This window comes from Alkanindiges illinoisensis, assembly GCF_004377485.1.
GTDB lineage: Bacteria > Pseudomonadota > Gammaproteobacteria > Pseudomonadales > Moraxellaceae > Alkanindiges > Alkanindiges illinoisensis_A.
Genome location: NZ_SNTY01000013.1, coordinates 19,836 through 41,126 on the forward strand (window position 1 = coordinate 19,836; position 21,291 = coordinate 41,126).

Annotated in this window: 20 protein-coding genes, 2 tRNA genes and 1 other RNA gene; 13 read left to right on the plus strand and 10 right to left on the minus strand. The window is 48.0% G+C overall.

Going from position 1 to position 21,291, the window contains the following annotated elements; genetic code table 11:
• Positions 1 to 86 precede the first annotated feature (86 nt).
• Positions 87 to 1,988, plus strand: coding sequence for an esterase-like activity of phytase family protein (locus tag E2B99_RS03715; protein WP_166738983.1), 1,902 nt, complete (start codon positions 87 to 89; stop codon positions 1,986 to 1,988).
• A 105-nt stretch (positions 1,989 to 2,093) separates the two neighbouring features.
• On the opposite strand, the gene hemA is transcribed toward E2B99_RS03715, so the two are convergent.
• On the minus strand, positions 2,094 to 3,428 hold the full coding sequence (hemA, locus tag E2B99_RS03720) for a glutamyl-tRNA reductase (protein ID WP_134243641.1): 1,335 nt from the start codon (positions 3,426 to 3,428) through the stop codon (positions 2,094 to 2,096).
• Between the two features lie 152 nt (positions 3,429 to 3,580).
• Here hemA and E2B99_RS03725 point away from each other — a divergent pair, with 152 nt between their 5' ends.
• The 9 genes from E2B99_RS03725 to panD all read left to right on the plus strand — a co-directional run bounded on the left by E2B99_RS03725 (position 3,581) and on the right by panD (position 10,456).
• Positions 3,581 to 5,191: a tetratricopeptide repeat protein gene (locus tag E2B99_RS03725; protein ID WP_205669629.1), complete on the plus strand. Its 1,611-nt coding sequence runs from the start codon at positions 3,581 to 3,583 to the stop codon at positions 5,189 to 5,191.
• A gap of 108 nt (positions 5,192 to 5,299) precedes the next feature.
• Positions 5,300 to 5,923, plus strand: coding sequence for a lipoprotein insertase outer membrane protein LolB (gene lolB / locus E2B99_RS03730; protein WP_134243642.1), 624 nt, complete (start codon positions 5,300 to 5,302; stop codon positions 5,921 to 5,923).
• On the plus strand, positions 5,920 to 6,756 hold the full coding sequence (gene ispE, locus E2B99_RS03735) for a 4-(cytidine 5'-diphospho)-2-C-methyl-D-erythritol kinase (protein WP_134243643.1): 837 nt from the start codon (positions 5,920 to 5,922) through the stop codon (positions 6,754 to 6,756). The genes lolB and ispE overlap by 4 nt, the downstream gene beginning before the upstream one ends.
• A gap of 31 nt (positions 6,757 to 6,787) precedes the next feature.
• A tRNA-Gln gene (locus tag E2B99_RS03740) sits at positions 6,788 to 6,862 on the plus strand.
• Positions 6,863 to 6,997: 135 nt separating this feature from the next.
• Positions 6,998 to 7,072 (plus strand) — tRNA-Gln (locus E2B99_RS03745).
• 342 nt (positions 7,073 to 7,414) lie between these two features.
• Positions 7,415 to 8,368, plus strand: a complete 954-nt coding sequence (locus tag E2B99_RS03750; RefSeq protein ID WP_134243644.1) for a ribose-phosphate pyrophosphokinase — start codon at positions 7,415 to 7,417, stop codon at positions 8,366 to 8,368.
• Positions 8,369 to 8,482: 114 nt separating this feature from the next.
• Entirely contained in the window at positions 8,483 to 9,085 is a 603-nt protein-coding gene (locus tag E2B99_RS03755) for a 50S ribosomal protein L25/general stress protein Ctc (RefSeq protein ID WP_134243645.1), read from the plus strand.
• A gap of 28 nt (positions 9,086 to 9,113) precedes the next feature.
• On the plus strand, positions 9,114 to 9,701 hold the full coding sequence (pth, locus tag E2B99_RS03760; protein WP_134243646.1) for an aminoacyl-tRNA hydrolase: 588 nt from the start codon (positions 9,114 to 9,116) through the stop codon (positions 9,699 to 9,701).
• 374 nt (positions 9,702 to 10,075) lie between these two features.
• Positions 10,076 to 10,456 carry an aspartate 1-decarboxylase gene (gene panD / locus E2B99_RS03765; RefSeq protein WP_026469866.1) on the plus strand — a complete coding sequence of 127 codons (381 nt, stop codon included), beginning with the start codon at positions 10,076 to 10,078 and terminating at the stop codon, positions 10,454 to 10,456.
• 130 nt (positions 10,457 to 10,586) lie between these two features.
• On the opposite strand, the gene E2B99_RS03770 is transcribed toward panD, so the two are convergent.
• From E2B99_RS03770 to E2B99_RS03790, 5 genes are all read right to left on the minus strand, one after another.
• Positions 10,587 to 10,868 carry a hypothetical protein gene (locus E2B99_RS03770; RefSeq protein WP_026469865.1) on the minus strand — a complete coding sequence of 94 codons (282 nt, stop codon included), beginning with the start codon at positions 10,866 to 10,868 and terminating at the stop codon, positions 10,587 to 10,589.
• A gap of 166 nt (positions 10,869 to 11,034) precedes the next feature.
• Positions 11,035 to 12,312 carry an FAD-dependent monooxygenase gene (locus tag E2B99_RS03775; protein ID WP_134243647.1) on the minus strand — a complete coding sequence of 426 codons (1,278 nt, stop codon included), beginning with the start codon at positions 12,310 to 12,312 and terminating at the stop codon, positions 11,035 to 11,037.
• A 110-nt stretch (positions 12,313 to 12,422) separates the two neighbouring features.
• Entirely contained in the window at positions 12,423 to 13,652 is a 1,230-nt protein-coding gene (gene ubiH, locus E2B99_RS03780; protein WP_134243648.1) for a 2-octaprenyl-6-methoxyphenyl hydroxylase, read from the minus strand.
• An 85-nt stretch (positions 13,653 to 13,737) separates the two neighbouring features.
• Positions 13,738 to 15,054, minus strand: a complete 1,317-nt coding sequence (pepP, locus tag E2B99_RS03785) for a Xaa-Pro aminopeptidase (RefSeq protein WP_240687719.1) — start codon at positions 15,052 to 15,054, stop codon at positions 13,738 to 13,740.
• Positions 15,055 to 15,195: 141 nt separating this feature from the next.
• Positions 15,196 to 15,834 (minus strand): UPF0149 family protein, encoded by a 639-nt coding sequence (locus E2B99_RS03790; protein WP_134243649.1) that lies wholly within the window; start codon positions 15,832 to 15,834, stop codon positions 15,196 to 15,198.
• Positions 15,835 to 15,899: 65 nt separating this feature from the next.
• Between E2B99_RS03790 and E2B99_RS03795 the strand changes: the two genes are divergently transcribed.
• The 3 genes from E2B99_RS03795 to ssrS all read left to right on the plus strand — a co-directional run bounded on the left by E2B99_RS03795 (position 15,900) and on the right by ssrS (position 17,058).
• Complete coding sequence (locus E2B99_RS03795) at positions 15,900 to 16,454, plus strand: hypothetical protein (RefSeq protein ID WP_134243650.1); 555 nt, start codon at positions 15,900 to 15,902, stop codon at positions 16,452 to 16,454.
• Positions 16,451 to 16,738, plus strand: a complete 288-nt coding sequence (locus tag E2B99_RS03800) for a cell division protein ZapA (protein WP_134243651.1) — start codon at positions 16,451 to 16,453, stop codon at positions 16,736 to 16,738. The genes E2B99_RS03795 and E2B99_RS03800 overlap by 4 nt, the downstream gene beginning before the upstream one ends.
• A 138-nt stretch (positions 16,739 to 16,876) precedes the next feature.
• Positions 16,877 to 17,058, plus strand: a non-coding RNA gene (gene ssrS / locus E2B99_RS03805) — 6S RNA.
• Between the two features lie 37 nt (positions 17,059 to 17,095).
• Here ssrS and E2B99_RS03810 read toward each other — a convergent pair.
• The 4 genes from E2B99_RS03810 to E2B99_RS03825 form a co-directional block, all read right to left on the minus strand.
• Positions 17,096 to 18,139, minus strand: coding sequence for an AraC family transcriptional regulator (locus E2B99_RS03810; RefSeq protein ID WP_134243652.1), 1,044 nt, complete (start codon positions 18,137 to 18,139; stop codon positions 17,096 to 17,098).
• 119 nt (positions 18,140 to 18,258) lie between these two features.
• A complete protein-coding gene (locus tag E2B99_RS03815) occupies positions 18,259 to 18,390 on the minus strand; it encodes a rubredoxin (protein ID WP_240687721.1) in 132 nt (43 codons plus the stop codon).
• Positions 18,391 to 18,430: 40 nt separating this feature from the next.
• Positions 18,431 to 19,648: an alkane 1-monooxygenase gene (locus tag E2B99_RS03820; protein ID WP_134243653.1), complete on the minus strand. Its 1,218-nt coding sequence runs from the start codon at positions 19,646 to 19,648 to the stop codon at positions 18,431 to 18,433.
• Between the two features lie 308 nt (positions 19,649 to 19,956).
• Positions 19,957 to 21,201: a putative solute-binding protein gene (locus E2B99_RS03825; RefSeq protein ID WP_134243654.1), complete on the minus strand. Its 1,245-nt coding sequence runs from the start codon at positions 21,199 to 21,201 to the stop codon at positions 19,957 to 19,959.
• Positions 21,202 to 21,291 lie beyond the last annotated feature (90 nt).

The window sequence follows — 21,291 nt, forward strand, 5'->3', positions numbered from 1 at the left end:
GAATGTCTTTATTTTGCCATGATTTTGTCACTTGCCTGTCATCAGCCCGCTATAGCTTAAGCCAGTCTTTCATCTGGAACTGCTTTATGCAACTCAACTATAAATCGCTCATCATTGCCATGAGTGCACTGGCGCTTGCCGCCTGTAATGACGACAACGATAACCAGGACGGCACTGCCCCGGTAGCCCAAGTACAAACTGCCTATTTCATTGATAGCGCAGTGAGCGGCCTCAGCTATAGCAGCAGCTCGCAGCAGGGTGTTACGGGCAGTGATGGCAAATTTAACTATAAAGCTGGCGAAACCGTTACCTTTAAACTGGGCGACATTACACTGGGTACGGCCAAACCTACTTCCGACAAGTTGCTGCTTAAAACGTTGAATAACGGGACTACCGAACAAGGTAACCTGAGCAATAGCAGTATTAATCGTGCAGTATTGCTGCAAACACTGGATCAGGATGCCGACAGCAGCAATGCCATTCAACTTGCCAGTACGACACTGGCACAGCTTAAAAATACGGGCACGCTGGATTTTACTGTCGCACCGGAGCAGTTTGCCCAGCAGCTTGGCAGTTTGCTGAGCAAATTGAATATTTCAGCCAGTGTCGTGGACGCAGCACTGGCCAAGGATCACCTGCTGGTGAGTGAGGCCAGTGCGCTGGGCAAAGCCACGATCAGCTATGACAAAACCATAGGCAGCGGACTGGTCAGCAGTATTGAGCGGCACGTCATTCCTGATGTTTACGTGCCTTATAGCGCTACCAATGCCAGTCTTAAGCAATATTTCCCCAAAGGCTTTCCATTGGCTGTGGGTTCTGGCCTAAGCTTTGTGAGCGCACAAAATGGCGTTTCCACCTTTTATGCCATTACGGACCGCGGGCCAAATGCCGACTCGCCAATGCTGGCAGATGGCACAGCCACCAAGGTTTTCCCGGCACCACAGTTTGCCCCTACACTGGTTAAACTGACTGTTGACCAAAATGGCGTCAAACTGGCCAGCCAGCTGGAACTCAGCCTGAACGGCAAGAAAATTACTGGTCTGCCTCTGCCAACTGGTAGCATTGGTTCCAGCAACGAAGCAGCCCTATCCGAAGATTTAAAAATCAATCTGGGCACGGATGCCAATGGTCTGGACACTGAAGCCATCACGCTGGATGCCGACAATAAGCACGGCTGGATTTGTGATGAATACGGCCCGTTTGTGGCGAAGGTTGAATTGTCCAGCGGCAAGATTATCGAAAAATTTGGTCCCGGGACTGGCCTGCCTGCCCTGATTGCCAAGCGCCAGCCAAACCGTGGTTGTGAAGGTCTGGCCTATGACAATGGCAAGCTATATGCGATTGTGCAAAGTACACTGGACATCAGCAAAAACAGCGCCCTGTTTACCCGTCTGGTGGAATTTGACCCACAAACCCGCACCAGCAAAACCTACGCCTATCCGATTACTCCGGCGGACTGGCAGGATGGCAAGGCCGGCAAAGCCAAACTGGGCGATCTGGTGGCATTGGGCAATGGCCGCTTTATGACCATTGAACAAGGTACTTTTGCCGACAATAAAATCCATAACAAGCTGTATGTGTTTGATATCAAGAACGCTACAGACATCAGCAACCTGAAATCCGGCGAGGATGAGCTGGAAAAACTCAAAGATCCTGCCAAGTTACTGGCTGCAGGCGTTAAGACAGCCAGCAAAACCTATCTGCTGGATTTGAAGGATTACGGCTGGCTGATGGAAAAAGCGGAAGGCCTGACCTTAATTGATGCCAACACCCTTGCCATTAGCAATGACAATGACTTTGGCCTGCGTGTCGATGCGCGTGACAAGGCAGGTAATAGCGTAGATGCCACTGAGTTGACAGTTGACGCACAAGGCAACCTGATAGATAAAAATGGCAATAGCGGCTATAGCTATAAAATTATTGCCAACAAACCGGAAGAACGCCATAGCCAGTTGTGGTACATCAAACTTAATCAGGCCATTAAATAATATTAATGCTACTGAGCAAGATACTACTGACCCAAAAGGCGGCTATGAATTCATAGCCGCTTTTTTTATTGTTGATTAAAAATCACATCAAAAGAAAAAATTTAGTTAAGGTTTTAGCAGCTCATTACCAGGCTGTAGTTGCGCTATCTGCTCGTTGCCTTCTGTTGGTTCATTCGGGACAAGCGCTTCAATTCCCAAAGCATTCATGCTCCATTCCAGTATTTCCGGATTTTCATGCATGGCTGCCTGCCGCACCAGTTGGGAGGGTGCATGAGCCAGCTTTGCGGTTAAGGCATTAGCCAGACGTTCCAGCACCTGTTCAGCATCCTGCCCCTGTGCCAGTAGCTGTCTGGCCTTGTCCAGTTCACTGGCCTTAAGCTGCTCAATATGACCACGATACGCCACAATATATGGTGTAGCCTGCTCACTGCGCTGCTGCCGGATAAACTGCGCTGACAACTGGCTCACCATTACTTCAGCTTCCAGTGCTGCCTGCCGGCGCTGTGCCAGATTGCCTTCAATGACAGTTTGCAGGTGATCCACATCATACAAATACACATCATTGAGCCGCGATACGGCCTGGTCAATATCGCGCGGCACTGCCAGATCAACCATCAGCATCGGCTTGAAGCGGCGTTTTTTTAATGCCTGCTTAACATCACTGGCATAAATAACCTGATGCAGACTGCCCGTGCAACTGGACACAATATCAGCACGTGGCAAGGCATCTGCCAGTTGATCAAAAGGAATAATTTCCACCGGCACCCGCGCCATCAATTCATCTGCCAGCAGGGTTGCGCGCTCCACACCACGATTGCAAATCAGCAGACGTCCTACATTTTGCTCAACCAGATGACGGGCCACCAGCGTGTTCATCTCACCAGCCGCTACAATCAGTGCGGTAGTCTGGCTTAAGCTGCTAAACACCTGCTGCGCCAGTTGTACCACGGCATAGCCCATAGAAATGGCCTGCTCACCGACAGCCGTTTCAGAACGTACTTTTTTGGCGGCATAAAAGGCATGTTCAAACAGGCGGCTTAACTGGCTGCTCACCGTACCAGCCTGCCGGGCCAATTGTAGGGCGTTTTTCACCTGGCCAAAAATCTGTGGTTCACCCAGCACCATCGAATCCAGCCCGCTGGCGACCCGAATCAGGTGGGTAATTGCTGATTCATTATCAAATTGATAAACATGCTGCAACAGATCAGTACGCTGCAAACCATTAAAATGGGTCAGCCAGTCCAGTAGTAGATCGGGCTTTGGCGTAATGGCATAAATCTCGGTACGGTTGCAGGTAGACAGAATCACCAGATCATTGAGATGACAAAATGCACAGGCTTCATGCAGTGCCGTGGCCAGACGCTCAGGCGAAAACGCGACTTTCTCACGCAAGTCAACTGATGCCGTAGTGTGGTTAACGCCTAACGCAAAGAAACCCATATTGCGTGGATTGCTGCAAAAAAATATGTGCTATTGTGCGTTATCTACCGCACAAACTCAAACTATTCGCAAAAACAGGAACACCTTTGTCCGTATTTTCCCCCTCACATGCTTGTGTTAGCGCTAGTCGGCAATGCCTGTGCAGCTTGCTGATGGGGAGTCTTATTTCACTGCAATCGGTGCAGGCCTTTAAAAATAGTAATATCCCTATCACTCCAGTCAATGATCATTTTAGTGGCAGCATGCAGGCCGAGTTTCTACTGGCGCGGCAACAACAGGCCAAAGCCGTGGCTATTTACCAGAAAATGGCATTCGAAACACTGACACCCAGTATTCTGGAGCGCGCCCTGACGGTATCGATTGATGCACAGGATGATAAAACCGCCCTAAACATAGCCAAGCATTGGGTAGAAAATGAACCACAAGACACCCCGGCCCAGTTTTATTTAGCGCACCTGGCACTTAAAACCCATGACTATCCATTGGCTGGGCGGATTCTTGACCAGATTTTAAGTGCCGATGCGGATGTTGCACTGGATCAGGTACTGGCTGGTATTTACCCTGAAAATGAACAGGACCGCCAGCAACTGTTAAATGCCCTGATTCATCTGGACATGCACAGTAACCCGTCGCTGCTGGTGCTGATTGCAGGCTTACAGGCTCAAAATGGCCAACTGGATGACGCCTTAAAACGCATTAACCGTGCGCTTAAAAAACGTCCTGATGTCACCGCATTTATGACATTAAAGGCCAACATACTCATTGCACAAAATAAAAATGCCGAACTGATGCAATGGCTGGACAAGCAAACCACGCTACAACCCGGCAATAAAAGCCTGAAACTGTTTGAAGTCCGCTATTTGCTCAAGCAAAACCAGCAGCCCAAAGCCCTTAAAAAACTGGATGGCATGATCGGGCAATGGCCTGATGACACCGAAATTTTGCTGCTGGCCGGCTTGGTGAGCATTGATGAGCAGCAATATGCCAAGGCAGAACAATACCTGCTAAAGCTGTTGCAGCAGGAAGCCTATATGGATCAGGCCTACTATTATCTGGCTATCAATGCGCAGCGGCAGCATAAGATTGATCTGGCAAGCGCCTACTACAAACGGGTGGAAGGCACACTGTATCAAAGTGCCCAGAAAAAAATGGCGCTGATGCTGGCAGAACAACAAGCGCTGCCACAGGCAATTTCCCATCTGACGCAGGAGCGGGTTAATCATCCCGGTGAAGCCAGTTTTCTTTACCAGTTACAGGTACAACTGCTCAAGGATAACCATCAGCCGGACACAGCACGCTCACTGCTGGACGAAGCCCTTAAAAACCTGCCTGATGACCCTGAACTGATTTATGCCCGTGTGTTGCTGCTCAAGCCCAATGAACAGGCCTTGCTGGATCAGGAACTGGAACGCCTGCTGGGTATTGAACCCAATAGCCCAACCTATTTAAACGCTTATGCCTATACACTGGCCACCCAGAATCGCCGTCTCAATGATGCCCGGCAACTGGCTGAACGGGCCAATACGCTGGCTCCCGACCAGCCTGCCATTCTGGACACGCTGGGGCTGGTAGCATTCCTGCAAAAAGACTACGACAGTGCCATCAAAGCGCTGCAAAAAGCCCTGTCCTTTGGCGATAATCTCAATATTGCCATGAGGCTGGCCAAGGTTTATCAGGCCAAAGGGGAAATGGCAGCTTATAATACCTTAAAATCCAAGCTGCAAGCCCAGTATCCCGATAACATTCAGGTGCGAAGCCTGTAACTATTGCTGGAATTTTTAGCTTTTTTCAAAAAACCACAAAATGCCTGCCCTGACTATCAGCAATTTCCCTACAATACATGATTAATTTCACTCACTTAAAATTAAATCATGTCTGCTCAGATTAGCCAGTCCCAAGTTTTACGTCTTTCTACTGCCGTGTTGGTTGGCTGTATCAGTCTGGGGCTAGGTGGTTGTCAAAAAACCCTTAAAGCACCTACCCTAAGTACTCCCCTGCCCAGTCAGGAAATGGTTAAAACCCAGTTTAGTATTGCAGGCAAAATTGGCGTTAGAACGCCGCAGCAAAATGGCAGTGCCTTTTATGCCTGGACTCAGGTCAATAATTACTTTGCCATTGACCTGACAGGCGCGCTGGGTATCGGGCAAACCCGCATTGAAGGCATTCCCGGCAAGGTCACATTAACCAGCGCCAAAACCGGAACCTTGCAGGCCGCGAGTCCAGAAGAACTACTGCAACAGGCAACAGGCTGGCAAGCTCCTATTTCCTATCTGGTATCGTGGGTACAGGGCAAACCTGCTTCAGGCAGTGCACAAGCCCAGTATGATGAACAACGCCGTTTAAAAACCCTTGCTGAAGGGGGCTGGCAGGTGCAGTTAAGCTATGACAATGCAGACCCGCTCCCCCAAAAACTGGTAATGATTCAAACCCTGCCCCAAGGCGAAAACCGCGTAACCCTTACCATCCAGTCGCGTGAGGATGCAGCACAACCATGAGTCAACTCACGCTTCCCTCGCCAGCCAAGCTAAACCTGTTTTTGCACATTACCGGTAAACGCACTGATGGCTATCACAACCTGCAATCTGTATTTCAACTTATTGATTTATATGATTACCTGAGTTTTGATATTAACCATACCAGCTTAAGCATCAACCAGCTGGATGACGTTGCCAGTGAAGATAACCTGATTATTAAGGCAGCGCGTTTATTAAAACAGCACACAGGCTATTCCGGGGGTTGCCGTATTGAACTGCAAAAAAATGTTCCGATTGGTGGCGGCGTTGGTGGCGGTTCTTCTAATGCAGCCACGACCCTGCTGGCTTTAAATACCTTATGGCAAACTGGCCTAACGCTGACCGAACTGGCCAAACTAGGCATTCAACTGGGTGCGGATGTTCCCATTTTTATCTTGGGTAAAAATGCCTGGGCGGAAGGCGTTGGTGAGCGGTTGGTGGCTGTCGATTTACCGCAAATTGATTATATTGTGCTCAAGCCTGATTGTTTTATCAGCACTAAGCAACTTTTTTCACAAGAATCATTGACAAGAAACACGCCAGAAACTACATTTGCCGCCTATCAGCAAAACCCAACGCAATTTGGTAATAATTTCGAGGCAATTGCCCAAAAATTATATCCTGAAGTTGCACAAGCGCTAGCCTATCTCAACCAGTTTGGTCAGGCACGTTTGACAGGTACAGGAGCCTGTGTGTTTTTACCGGTTCAGCCGGAACAGGACGTCACAGCGATAATGCAGAATACGCCTTGCAAAAGCTACTTTTGCCACGGTCTGCAGAACTCTCCAGTACATGAACAGTTGGGTCTGGTTTAACGTGATTATCAATATGATCATCTACGTCAACAGGGGCGTCGCCAAGTGGTAAGGCACCGGGTTTTGATCCCGGCATCCGTTGGTTCGAATCCAGCCGCCCCTGCCATTTTAACTGACTGATATTATCTTAAAACCGGAACATGGTTGTGCTTAACTGTTTAAAATGTGATTTTTCAACAGCACATTTTATGTAAATCAGCTTGACAGTTTACAGCAACAACACTATAGTTTCCGCCGACTTAGGGGCGTCGCCAAGTGGTAAGGCACCGGGTTTTGATCCCGGCATCCGTTGGTTCGAATCCAGCCGCCCCTGCCATATTCCAAACTACTTTTCCTTAATTCTGTTAGAAAATCATAGGCTTTCTAATTTACAGCGGAAGAGTAGTGCTTTTCGTTTTTGTTGTTGCGCTTAAGTGAATATAAGATTTTATTTTGTTTTGTAGAGCAAAGTAATTTCTGTTATTTCCTATAGAAAATCACAGATTTTTTCATGCGCATGGGCAGCTCTTAGCAGTTGCCTTATTTTTGCATGAAAATTGTAGATTTCCTCTTGCGCTTGGGCAAAGCAGTGCTTTGCTTAACCCTTATAGGAAAATCATAGATTTTCCCTTGCACTCGGGCAAAGCAGTGCTTTGCTTAACCCTCGTTCAGGTGAAACATGCCTAATCTTGTCGTTTTTAGTGGCAATGCCCACACCGCTCTGGCCCATAAAGTGGTCAGTCATCTTCATATTCCATTGGGTTCGGCCATTGTTAACCGTTTCTCTGATGGCGAAATCGCGGTGGAAATCACTGAAAATGTTCGCGGTAAAGACGTGTTTATCGTTCAGCCAACCTGTAGCCCGACAAACGACAACCTGATGGAAATTCTGGTCATGGCCGATGCATTGCGTCGTTCCAGTGCTGGCCGTATTACCGCAGTTATTCCCTATTTTGGCTATGCCCGTCAGGACCGTCGTCCACGTTCTGCCCGTGTGCCCATTACTGCCAAAGTCGTTGCCGACATGCTAACCACCGTCGGTATTGACCGCGTTGTGATGATTGACCTACATGCCGACCAGATTCAGGGCTTCTTTGATATTCCGGTTGACAACATCTATGGTTCGCCCATTTTGCTTGCCGACCTGCGCCAGCAACAATATGACAACCTGATTGTGGTTTCTCCTGATATTGGTGGTGTAGTGCGTGCCCGCGCCATTGCCAAGCAAATGGGCGATGTAGACCTTGCCATTATTGATAAGCGCCGTCCGAAAGCCAATGAAGCTCAGGTGATGCATATTATTGGTGATGTTTCAGGCCGTGATTGCGTAATTGTTGATGACATGGTGGACACTGCCGGAACCTTGTGCAAGGCTGCTGAAGCCCTGAAAAAATTTGGTGCTCGGCGTGTAGTGGCCTATTGTACCCATCCGGTATTATCTGGCCCGGCCATCAGTAATCTGGAAAATTCGGTTATTGACGAGCTGGTGGTTACAGATACCATTCCATTATCGGATGCTGCTCAGCAATGCGATAAGATTCGTCAGGTGTCAGTGTCTGCCATGGTTGCTGAAACGGTTCGTCGTATTAATAACGAAGAATCCATCAGCGCCATGTTTGATGAAAGTATTTAATGCTATTGAATAAGATTTAACCCTATTTTTTTGTAGTGATACTTTTCGTTTACTACAAAAAATCCCAGCTGAACTGGTCGCAAGTTCAGCTTTTTTTAACTGTTAGGACATATCATGACTGATTTTAACTTAAATGCCGTAGCACGTGATCAGCAAGGGAAAGGTGCGAGCCGCCGCCTGCGTCACGCGAACCTGGTACCTGCCGTAATTTACGGTGGTGAACAAGCTCCTCAGAGCATTTCCATTGCATTCAAGGATCTGGTAAAGGTTCTGGAAAGCGAAGCGTTTTACTCCCACATTGTTAACCTGAGTGTTGATGGCCAGGTACAACCTGTTGTGCTAAAAGCATTACAGCGTCATCCTGCTAAAAACTTCCCAATGCATGCTGACTTCCTGCGTGTTGATGCAACCCATACAATTAACGTACGTGTTCCATTGCACTTCATTAATCAGGAAACTTCAGTTGGTGTGAAGCAGCAAGGTGGTATTGTTTCCATTATTGCAAATGACGTAGAAATCATTACCCTGCCTGGTAACCTGCCTGAGTTCATCGAAGTTGATCTGGCTCAGGTTGAAGTCGGTACTGTGGTTCACCTGTCTGACATTAAACTGCCAGAAGGCGTAAAAATTGCTGCACTGGAACAAGGTGCTAGCCATGACAACGCCATTGCTAACATCCATGCACCAGCTGGTGGTAGCCAGGATAGCGCTGAATAAGCCTAACCTGTCATATTGAGCTAGACCATTGAATAAATTGTCACTCATTGTTGGTCTGGGCAATCCGGGTTCGGAATATGCCCAGACCCGTCATAATGCGGGCTTCTGGTATGTCCAGCAACTGGCTGACCAGTACCGCATTAGTCTTAAGAACGACCCGCGCTTTTTTGGCATTTCCGGTCGTGGTACGATTGAAGGACAGGAAGTCAGATTATTACTTCCAACCACGTTCATGAATCGTTCCGGACAATCGGTTGCCCCGTTTGTCAAATTTTTCCAGATTCCAGTTCAACAAATCCTCATTGCGCATGATGAGCTTGACATGCCTGCGGGTATCATTCGCCTTAAGACAGGCGGTGGGCATGGTGGCCATAATGGGCTGCGTGATATTGTGCCGCATATTGGCGCTGATTTTCACCGCCTGCGCATTGGCATTGGTCATCCGGGTTCGCGTGAAAAAGTCACTGGCCATGTTTTAGGTAAGGCACCGCAAGCCGAACAAAATTTATTGGATCAGGCCATTGAACAAGCGCTCCAGCAAACCCATCTATTGGTAAATGGTGACGTGGCCAAGGCCATGAACCAGCTCAACGCGTTCAAGCCTGAGCGAGGATAAAGCGAAGTATCACTTCGCCCAAGCGCAAGAAAAAAATCTATGATTTTTTTGCGAGGATAAGCAGAGCCACTACGTCTTGCAGCATATATGCCTCATCTGCCCGAGCACAAGACCGAAGGCTATGCGTGAAGATAATGTGGCACTGCTTCGCCTTGTAGCATAAATCTCTCCTTATTTTGGCATCAACTGCGACAGGTCATTTACATTCAATCTCAGGATTTTGTGATTATCCGCACAAATTACTTGCAGCACCGCACTGAACACGGCAAAATGTCGCCGTTTCAAAGCGGAACAAGCTTTTGCAAAATATCCGGTGTTTAAACTGCTGATATTTTGCCAGCGTTGGTTACCCTACTCCTCAGGAGACATTTGCCATGCAAACTCATATGCTTAAATGTAAAATTCACCGTGCGGTTGTAACCCATGCTGAGCTACATTATGAAGGTTCCTGCGCCATTGATGGCAAGCTGATGGATCTGGCCGGTTTACTAGAATACGAACAAATTCAGGTCTGGAACGTGACCAATGGCAAGCGTTTTACCACCTATGCCATTCGCGGTGAAGATAATTCCGGCATTATTTCGGTCAATGGTGGTGCTGCGCATCATGCGGATGTGGGCGATATTATTATTATTGCAGCGTTCGGGGTTTATACTGAAGTTGAGCTAAAATCCTATAAGCCACGCTTGGTTTATGCCAATCCGGATAATACTGTCAACCACACCACCAATGTGATTCCAGTTCAGGTGGCCTGATCAACTCAAAAATATCTAAACTTTCTAGTCTGCTGAACTACTGCTGACTGGCAAGCTCTCAAAAAAGCCTATGCAATGACATAGGCTTTTTATTTAGGTACTAGTTTTTAAGTACTAAATGGTTCGCACATTATTCATGTACGCTTTCATCCGCCGGTACTTCGGTAATTTTTCCACCCTGCGCCAAAAAGCGCGCGACTTCATCTTCCAGTTGCTGGCGAATGGATTGTTTAGCCGTAACAGTTAAGCTTTCAGCTTCAGCGAGATCAGCATCTGTCAAGCTTGGCGCGTCATCAGCACTGTCTGTACTGCCGACATCCGTGGACACAGTTTCGGTTTCATCAACATCTACTGCTTCTACGTCACTGTCAGCATTGTCGTAGTCATCGTCGTGATCAATAGTCATTGTCATTACCCCTAATGTATCTCTTGAAATTAGTCAGTTTTCTTAAGCAGGTTGGTGCTCAAGAATTTCGCTAACTGTAGCAATCCCGAAATATCCTTGCTAGTGGTGGTGACAATAACTTGCTATTTTTTTAAGCGGTTCAACAAAACATGGGTAAATAGTAACCCAAAAGCTAGAACTGGTAATATCTCGTATCTTTTATTGCAGATTTACCACTGGCTTGTTCAGTAAATATATTCAGCAATAACGGATTGTTAGCGACAAAATGCATCCCTTCACTTCGCAACCACTGCACTGCTTTTAACTGACTGCCCTGCAACCAGCCAAGCCCTGAAAAACTATGCATCATCAGGCTATTGTGGCTACGGCGCTTGACTTCATAACGGTTCAGGGTTTGCCAATGCGCCCATAAGCCCCGCTCTTCATCGCGCAGCAGGTTATCAACCAGCAATGCTGCATCCAGACAGCCTAAATTAACGCCCTGTCCTGCCAATGGGTGCACTACATGCGCAGCATCGCCAATCAGTGCTAAATGCGGTAATACATAGCGCTCAGCCTGCCGGGCGGCTAATGGAAATGCAGCACGCGATTCTACGGCAGTTACCTGTCCCAACATGTGCCCACTGGCATGGGTAATTGCCGTCAGAAAATCAGCATCACTGAGCTGGCTTAACGCTTCTGCATCCTGCGCTGGCAACGTCCACACCACAGATTGCCAGTGTCCGGCGGGTTCATCCGCGCTTAAACCAGTGAGGGTTAAATCAGTCATGGGCAAGAAAGCCAAAGGCCCTGTCGGTAAAAAGACCTGACGGGCAATTTGCTGATGCGGCTGTTCGGTTTTAATCGCGCAGCTAATGGCAGTTTGCTGATAATCCAGCACGTCAACACCAATGCCCGCCATTTTCCGAACCAAGGAATTGCCGCCATCTGCACCAATCAGCAAGGCGGTATTAAACTGTTGGCCGCTAGTTAAAGTAATTTGCCAATAGTCACCAAATGGCTCAATACGCTGCACCCGCACCTGGGTGTGATAGTGTTGAATCTGCGTTTTAAGTTCATGCTGAATGGCCAGTCCCAGCACGCTGGGCTCTACCATACTACCCAGTAAGTCCTGTGCCGTGCGCGGTGCGATATGGTCTGTTTTACCAAACTCCAGAATGCCGTAACCATCCCGTGACCAGACCTGCATGCCATAGTAATCGGCCTTGCGCTGAATATGGGGCCATACATCCGTTTGCTTGAGTAGGCTGATCGTAGCCGGGCTTAAGGCCAGTACACGCGCATCACGGCGCTGTAAAATCTCTGTATCCAGTTCAGGCGCAGCATCCAGTACAATAGGCTGAATTCCAGCCTTGGCCAGCAACAAGGCACATAAACCACCAACCAGTCCACCGCCGATGATGACGACCTTTTCAATCGGTATTGATTCTTGTTGCTGATTAACCGACATATGCTGCCCTACCTTAAGCTACTCGTTTTATGCTGATGTTTTACTTGGATCTGCTGACCAAAATCCTGGAGGATTAGCGGCATCACTCAATCCTGCCGGATCATTCTTATTTAAACCTTTAGGCCCATGGCGTAAGTTGCGACCAACTGCTTGGCACCGGGTATCACATCAAATGCCACAAGGCCGGTATTGCGCGCCAGCTTTAACAGGGGGTTCTGGTTGGAAAAGCCGCGCACCACGCTATCACAAAAGCGAATGACGCGCTTCTGGTCACTCAGGCGTGCCTGCTCGTAATGCTTGAGGCGGGCGTTGTCACCCATGTCTTGCCCAGCCTGATATTGCTCACTCAGGTAACGGGTGAGTACATGCGCATCACGCATACACAGGTTAAAACCCTGACCTGCCACGGGATGCAAAGTATGCGCGGCATTGCCCATCAGCACCACACGGCCGGACACTTGGCTATGCGCCAATACCTGTGACAGCGGATAGGCAAAACGCTTGCCGGTTTTGGTAAATTCGCCAGCACGGTTGCCATAGGTGTGCTGCAGGGCCTGTAAAAATTGCTGGTCATTGTGCTCGCCCAGCCATTGCTGCTCACTGCCCTTTTCGACTGTCCAGACCACCGAACGGCGATAACTGTCCTGCTGACCCGTGATGCCAGGTAACGGCAATAGTGCCAGCGGGCCATTTTTGCTAAAGCGTTCAAAGGCCACTTGTCCGTGCGGCTTGCTGGTTTGCACTGTCGTGACAATGGCCACTTGCTGGTAATCATGCTCATCCACGCCAATACCTAGTGCTTTGCGACAAAATGAATCACGGCCATCGGCAGCAATCAGCAGGCTGCTTTGAAATTGTAGCTGATCACTGCCACGCTGCGCGGTAACCCACACTTTGCCTGCATCCTGTTGCAGTGATGTCACCTGAATGCCATCCACCAGTTCAATATTGGCATTGGCACGCACTTCACTGAGCAATACCCGGCCCAGCCAGGCGTTTTCAATCACCTGGCCAAAGCTTTCCACCTTTTCTTCATGGGCTTGCAAACGTGCCTTGCCAAAACCACCCTGCTCGCTAATGTTTACCTGCAAAATCGGTGTCGCATGCTGCGATAGCTTTTCCCAAAGCCCCAGCTCACTAAAAATCTGGACGGTACGACGTGACAATGCCGTATTACGGGCATCGAAACTGGAATGATAGGTAGCAGGTTCACCAGAGGCATTTTCAGGATATTTCACTGCTTCCAGCAAACGAATGGCAATGCCTTGTCGGGCCAGCATCAAGGCAAGGCTTAAACCGACCATACCACCGCCAACAATAATTACCGGTTGCTGTGACATACTTCTAATTCCTGCTTCAAATGTATTTTTCAATTAACTTATTTTTTAGATAAAGCCATTAGATCAAACCAAGCATGGTCCAAACCTAAGCAGTTTTTTGCATCAATGCTTCAATTTCTTCCACGGTTTTTGGCACATCGCAGGTTAAGACTTCATTACCAGATTCAGTGACGAGCACATCATCCTCAATACGAATGCCAATGCCGCGCCAGCGTGCGTCTACGCTATCATCATCCGGCGCAATGTAAAGGCCGGGTTCAACTGTGACCACCATGCCGGGTTGATAAGGCCGCCATTCATTATTTAATTTATAACTGCCGACATCATGCACATCCATGCCGAGCCAGTGCCCGGTACCATGCATATAAAACTGGCGGTAGGCTTCGCTGGCAATCAGCTCATCCACATCACCTTGCAATAAGCCCAGCTCCACCAATCCTTCGGTCAAAATTTGGACTGCGGTTTCATGCGGCAAACGGTAGTGATTGCCGGGTTTAGTTGCTTCAATGGCAGCCAGTTGCGCTTTTAATACCAGCTCATATAGGGCTTTTTGCTCAGGCGAAAACTTGCCATTGACCGGAAACGTACGGGTAATATCTGCCGCGTAGTGATCCAGCTCGGCGCCTGCATCAATCAGCACCAAGTCACCGTCCTTTAAGGGCTGATTATTTTCCACATAATGCAAAATGCAGCCATTGGCACCACCGCCCACAATACTGTTGTATGCAGTCTGGCAGCCATTTTGCGCAAAGATATATAAGAGTTCAGCTTCAAGTTGATATTCCATCATACCCGGCTTCACCTGCTGCATGGCACGCACATGCGCCTGTGCACTAATTTGTGCAGCGCGACGCATTAGGTCAATTTCATGGGTATCCTTAAACAGGCGCATTTCATCCAGCAAAGAATCCAGCTGGATAATTTCCACCAGCCCTTGCCCGCCCTGACGCTGGTTAGCTGCAATTTTCTTGAGCCAGCCTGTTACCCGTAAATCAAAGGCAGCATCCTGTCCCAGCCGCACGTACAAACGTTTTTTACCACTGAGCAAACTAATGATTTGCTCATCAAGCTGTTCAATAGTAAAGGCCTGATCCGTCGCATATTGGCTCAACGCGCCTTCTGTCCCTGCACGCAAGCCATTCCAGATTTCCATTTCCCGGTTGCGCTCGCGGCAAAACAGCGTATATGGCTGATCACTACCGGTTTGCAGGACGGCAACTGCTTCTGGCTCGGCAAAACCGGTCAAATAATAAAAGCTGCTGTCAGCGCGAAATTTATAATCAGCATCGCGGTTACGATACATTTCTGCACGAGTGGCAATAATAGCAATGGCATCATCACCCATTTGTTCTAACAGGCGGGCACGGCGGTGAGCAAAAGGCATCTGGGCTGGTGAGGTCATCGTGTAATCATTGACTCTTATAACGGGTTTTTAAGATCATTCCCTCTTTTGGCGAGGGAATGCAAGCATTTTTATTAAGGTCACATTGATTAAGGCCGCAATATCGATGTTAATGACGGCTTAACCATAGGAGGTTGCAGCTTAGGACGGACGATCCGGTGTAAACATTTCTACAATGGAAATATTGTCATCCTGTACCGTTCTGGCTGACGATGCCTGATTTTTTAAATTGTTTTTGAAAATTGCTGTCTCGGCTAATGGCTGCTTCTGACGTCCCGTAGCAAGGCTCACCGGAATCAGGCGTACAAATTCCACCAGATCCGCGTAGCTGGCCTCGCCTTCTTCGTCATCATCGCTGGCTTCAAACTCAACCGCGGCCACATCCTGCAAATCTTGTAACAATTCAGACTCATCATTACGCAAGTGTCCAGAAGCCAGGCCAAAACCCAGCACCACGCCATTACACCAGTCGGCCAGGCATTGCACCCGTTCTTCCAGTGTATGCTGGTCATCCGGCAGCATGGGCATATAATCCAGACTATCATCAGCCAGTGCTGCTGCGGCATCTTCTGCTTCATCTACCAGCAATTGCAGGGCATTGGCATCCAGTGGTTCAAAATCAAGCTGTTGCAGCATATATTGCCATTCATCGCCTGTGGGTGCCTGCGCTACTGCGACAATTCCCATCACCAAACCATGCAGCTCACTGGGGCTTGCCAGCTCAGGAATATCCTTAAAAGCGGCTTCCCATTCATTCCAACCTGAAATATCGTCTTGCATTACATTGACCAACCTCTATCTTGACCTCTATATTACTCTTCATTGTTAAGCGACGCGACCCAATCATGTTGGAAGAAGTTCAGCGTTTACAAACGCTCATTCAAAAATTAACCACTCAGTTGCAATTGGTGCAAACGCAGAATCAGGAATTGCGTACCGCGCTGGAAGCCAAGCCAAAAACGGTGGAAGACCCGGCAGTGCGCGAAGCACTGGAACTTACCAATGTCCGTAATCAGGAACTGGAACAGGAATTGGCTGAATTTCAGCAACGCTACATTAGCCTGCAAACCGATGCGACTGCGCTGGCCGAACGCTATGGCCGCCTTGAGCAAAATGCCGGTGAGCTAAAAAATCGTTTTGAAGCCTTACTGGTGGTGCGTGACCAGCTAAAAACCGAACGTGACAAGCTGGCCAGCGACCAGCAGCAACTGGGCCAGAAGCATCAAAACCTGATCAAAGAACGTGATGGCTTAATCGTCAAGAATGAGCATGCCAAGCAAAAAGTGGAAGCCATCATTCAGCGGCTGGCGTCGCTAGGACAAGGTTTAAACCCATCACAGGCCAATCAGGATATTGCTGCGCTTGAAAACCCTGCGGCAGAAGAAGAAGGAAATCAATGATGACTGTTGATGTAAGAATTCTGGATCGCAGCTACAAACTGGCCTGTGAACCCAGTGAGGAAGAACAGCTACAAAAAGCAGTCAACCTGCTGGAACAAAAACTTCAGGACATGCGCCGTAGCATGCCAAGACTGGAATCCGAGCGCGTGGCGGTATTAACTGCCTTGAGTCTGGCTCAGGAAGTCTTAAGCCTTAATAAGGACTTGCAGGAACAAACCCATTGTCAGCGCCTGATCAAGCAAATGATCAACGATGCGGAAAAATCACTGGCACAGCTGGGCTAACTGGTGCCTTTTCTTCACAATATGAAGGTCAAGAGCCAAAATTGTTTTTTATACAGACTGCCACAAAAGCTTTGCTAAAAAATAAAGCAAACGCACAACAGTGGGGATTACAGTAAGCCAAGACTGCGCTATAATGCATTCAATCTGAAGTGTTCGCCAGTGTGTCCTAATCCCCTGAGCCGATATCAACACTTATGGATGCGGTCTGCTGACTTTGTGTGCATGTCTACCCTGAGTAGAAAGCCTGTAAGTTGGCGTCGCCTCCGCCTTGAACTTTAGGGTTCAAGGGTAACGACACACAGCGGCACTTTGGAGCATTTATTTTTCTATGTCACTATTCTAATAATAACCAGATTCTTATAATAATTGGCTTTTATCACAATTTGCTCTATACCCTTCGGGACTTATCCCAACCAGCGCCTTAAATGCCCTCGCAAAATTTGATGATGATGAATAACCCAGTTCATGGGCAATCTGGGTAATGCTATCTGAACATTGCGCAAGTCTTTGCTTGGCCCTTAGGGTAATCACCTTTTTCTTGATCACATTAAAATCTGTGTTTTTCTTGCGTAGCTGACGCTGCAAAGTCTTGGTTGAGACATGCAGCAGGTCTGCACATTCAGCCAGGTTTGGCATCTGGTAAGCATTCATCAATACCCGTTCAATCCACTCGGGAAAATCCTGTCCGTAGGTGATTTCCTTCATTTGTTCCTGACACCGTCGCTCTACGGCCTTGAGTGTCATCTCGTCAGCCAGTGGCAATTTATGCTCAAGCAGACTTTGGCTTAAAACGAGTTTTATTCCCGGCTTATGCAGGCTGCTAAAATGAAATTTTGCCGACGTTAACTGGTTGAATTTATGACCATGTAACGGCTCAGGGATGGACAAAAAAATATGATAGCTGGCCGGATGCTGGCTGATTAACTCATTAATATTATTTTGCAGCGCTACAGCAATGGCTTCAATATGAAAATTCAGGGTGAGCGGTTCCAGCAGCAGTTCAGGTTCAATGGTTAGTTCCAGCTGGTTCTGCGGGTTGTAATGGATGGATGCCTTAAAGCTGGGCATGATCAAGCTAAAGTAACGGGTAACCAGCCTGAGTGCATGCTCAATGGTGTCGCAGGTTAAAATCGCATAACCCACCAGACTATGTGAGCTGAGATGCAATGAACGACCCAGCTCAAAGGCCAGATCGCGGTTAGCCGGATACTTTAGGCAATACTGAACAAATTTTTCTACCTGCTCTACCGACACTTTAAGATCAGGTTCAGCCAGGAATTTTCCAATATCAATATTAAGCTCATCACATAGGGCCTGCGTAGAAATATTCCTTGCGGCAATGAGTTCGATCAGTCGCAAATAATAACGCACTGGAATAAGCGGAATGGTTTTATTGATCATCTTTGCATGAGTCAGGGCTGGTTGAATACAGTAATGTAAAAACACTGAACCTAGGGCAAGACTCAGTGTTTTCAGATATTTTTAGCACATTAACCTTAAATTCCTCAGGGTGCATTGCTTTAAAGCATAATCATTTCAAAATCAGATTTACTCACCCCACAGTCAGGACATGACCAATGGGCTGGAATATCTTCCCAGCGTGTGCCAGCGTCAATCCCCTCTGCAGGCCAGCCTTGCGCTTCATCATCAATTCAGCCGCACACAATGCATTGGTATTTTTTCATGTGACGCTCACTTTGCCGGAACAGCTGGTTTTGCTGCGTGGTTAAATAAATGTGCGTACTTGCTTAACAGCTTCTGACGCGCTTTGGGATAAATATTGAGCTTATCAATCTGCCCTGCATAGTGTTGAATCACCCGTTCATCCATTTGCTTAAACCACCAGCCTGGAATCAGGGCGGGCAACATCATGCTGGCATAACCAGCAGGTAATTGCGGTACATTGTCATAATGCCGCAACGACTGAAAACTGCGTGTGGGATAGGCATGATGATCGGAATGCCGCTGGAGCTGGTATAACAGGACATTACTAAACATGCTGTTATTGTTCCAGCTATGTTCCGGCATGGTTCGCGCATACCGCCCGTTGCCTAAGTCTTCGCGCTTGAGGCCATAATGTTCCATGTAATTGACCGCTTCAAACAGGGTGATGCCGCACAATGCCTGTGTCACCTGGGTTGGAATAATGCGGGGGCCAAAGCATTTCAGCATGAGCAGATGATACGCCGCACTCATGGCCCAGCCGTGAAGCAGTTCATTGTTCAGACACCAGAAGGTTTTGCCCTTGCGCTCTAAACGTCGGGTTTCAATATCAATGGCGGATTTAAAACTGCCCACAACGGTGCGCGGCCAGAATTGCCAGAAGCTTTCACCCAGTTGCGAAGATGCCGGGTCTTCAGGCGTTGCCACACGGCGGTGATGGCCATACGGATGCTCAATGCGAAAATGATTATAGCCCGTAGGTGCCAGACACAGATGCGACAAATAATGTTCTAGCTTGCCGGACTTATGGCTGAGTTCATGCGCAGTATTGATTGCAACGCCATTGACCACACCCAGAAGATGACCAAACAAAATCCGGTCTGCCAGTGGCGTGGTTGTTCTGCTGGCAATGTAGTTGCCATAAACATTGGCAGCCAGTTGAAATGGAATGAAGAGCTTGACTACCCGTGCATAGTAGGGATCATGCTCCAGCGCTGCAATGGCATCTTCTGGCGGATTATCAGGGTCTTCACCCAGATGTTTATCAATGGCTGGAATAATCAGATGCAAGGCCAGCGGGCCAGCCGAGGCAAACAGTTTCCGGGTGATTCTGGGGCCAAACTGATAGCCCAGAAAAGCTGCATTGGCAATATTGGGAACTACCAGCCCCAACAGCCATAGTTTTCGTTTGTTATCCCTGAACTTGACTGAAGGTTTGGATAAATCAATGGGGTTTATTGCATTCATCACCGGCTCCACAGCGTTTTATCTTGTCTTGATAAATAAATTGTGGCGCTTAGCGTTTTTTACTGAAATTCATTAACAGACATTGTTCATTCATTTTAAGACATCCTGCCATTTAATTACGCAGGTCTGTCTTGAATTTTCTGGAGAATCAAGAATTGCTTTTTGATTTTTCCTGCCCTGCAAGGCTGATTTTTTAAATTCCATGATTGGTATGCGCTTAAAAAAACAGGGCCGGTTTTATCAACCGGCTCCTGCTTTTAGATTTGATGTTGCAGATTTAGTTTAGCTCACTGATTTACTAAAATCCGTTACTCCTCATTCATGCTGCACTCGTAGTTAGCCGGCTCAAACTTGCAACGCACCCGCTTTAAAAATTGCATCATGGTTTTGTCGTAATAGCCGTCCTGGGTCATGGCAATCCGGGCTTCACGCATCATTTTCAGATAGCCCGGTTTATCAGTGCCAGGTACATCCATCCAGTATTTCACTGGAATATCATTTTCGGTTTGATAGACAAAATCATAGGCAGGCGCAAGGTTAAGCGAACTGACCTCACGCACAATCTGCCCCAGACCATCCGGGAATTTGCCCCGGTGCATCATCAGCACACCAGTCACCTGCATGAGTGGAAAGCGGATAATTGCCCCTTTGACTTCTCCATTTGGGCCAATCATGCCCTTGGACAACTCCATTGGTTTAAAGATCAGCGCTGGACCTGCCATGATCTGCACTTCACCGTTGTTAAATTTGCCGCCCACCGAGGTAAAATCTACAGCAACAGGCTGGGCACCAATGCGTTGTACCAGTTTGGCCTGTGACTTGTCAAAATCAAAAACGGCTACTTTTTTGCCGGCTGCCTTAGCCAGTGTGTTGATTTTGCGGTCATTGACCATGATGTAGGCAGCGCCCAGCGGAATGATGCCAACCACTTCATAATCCCGATTGGTCATGCGGGTGGCAAATTCAGGACGTGACAGCAGGCTAATGGCTTCCGACAATTGCTTGTAGGTAAGGATGCCGCCAATGGCATCCATGCTGCCGGCAAAGGCATTGAACTGACGTGCGCGAATATTGCTCATGCCAGCGCCATCACATTTTTTCATCTTAAAATCTTCGGCCAGCACGCGTTCATCGCTATAGACCCGGATTTTGGTTTCGGTACTGGCTCTTTTTTTCAGTTTGGGATAACCAATATCAATGCGCAAGGTCAGTGGATTGAGCATGGTGACATTCAGGTCAATACCAATGTCTTTGGCCATGCGGGTGTATTTGGGCACTTCGGTCAGATAGCTCATGGCCTGCTTGAAGCTTTCGCCCTTAGGGCCATCCGGTGAATACACACACAAGGTGACCTGTTTAGGAATTTTTTGCCAGGTGGATGGGTTATCCATCAGTTTTTGAATGCGGCCAATCACTGACTGGCTTAGCTGTGGCTCAGGTTTGCTGGCTGGTGCGGCAGACGCTGTTGCAGGCAATAAGACAGGCACAAATGCTGCACATAACACACTGCTACATAATAGATTTTTTGGAGCAAACTGCTTGAGATTTTTCATTATTTTACATCCTGCGTGGCTAATCCTTCAGCAGGATTAAAGCACGCCTTGTTTGCTGCCACATTGACACTTGTACAGTGAAGCCGCTGA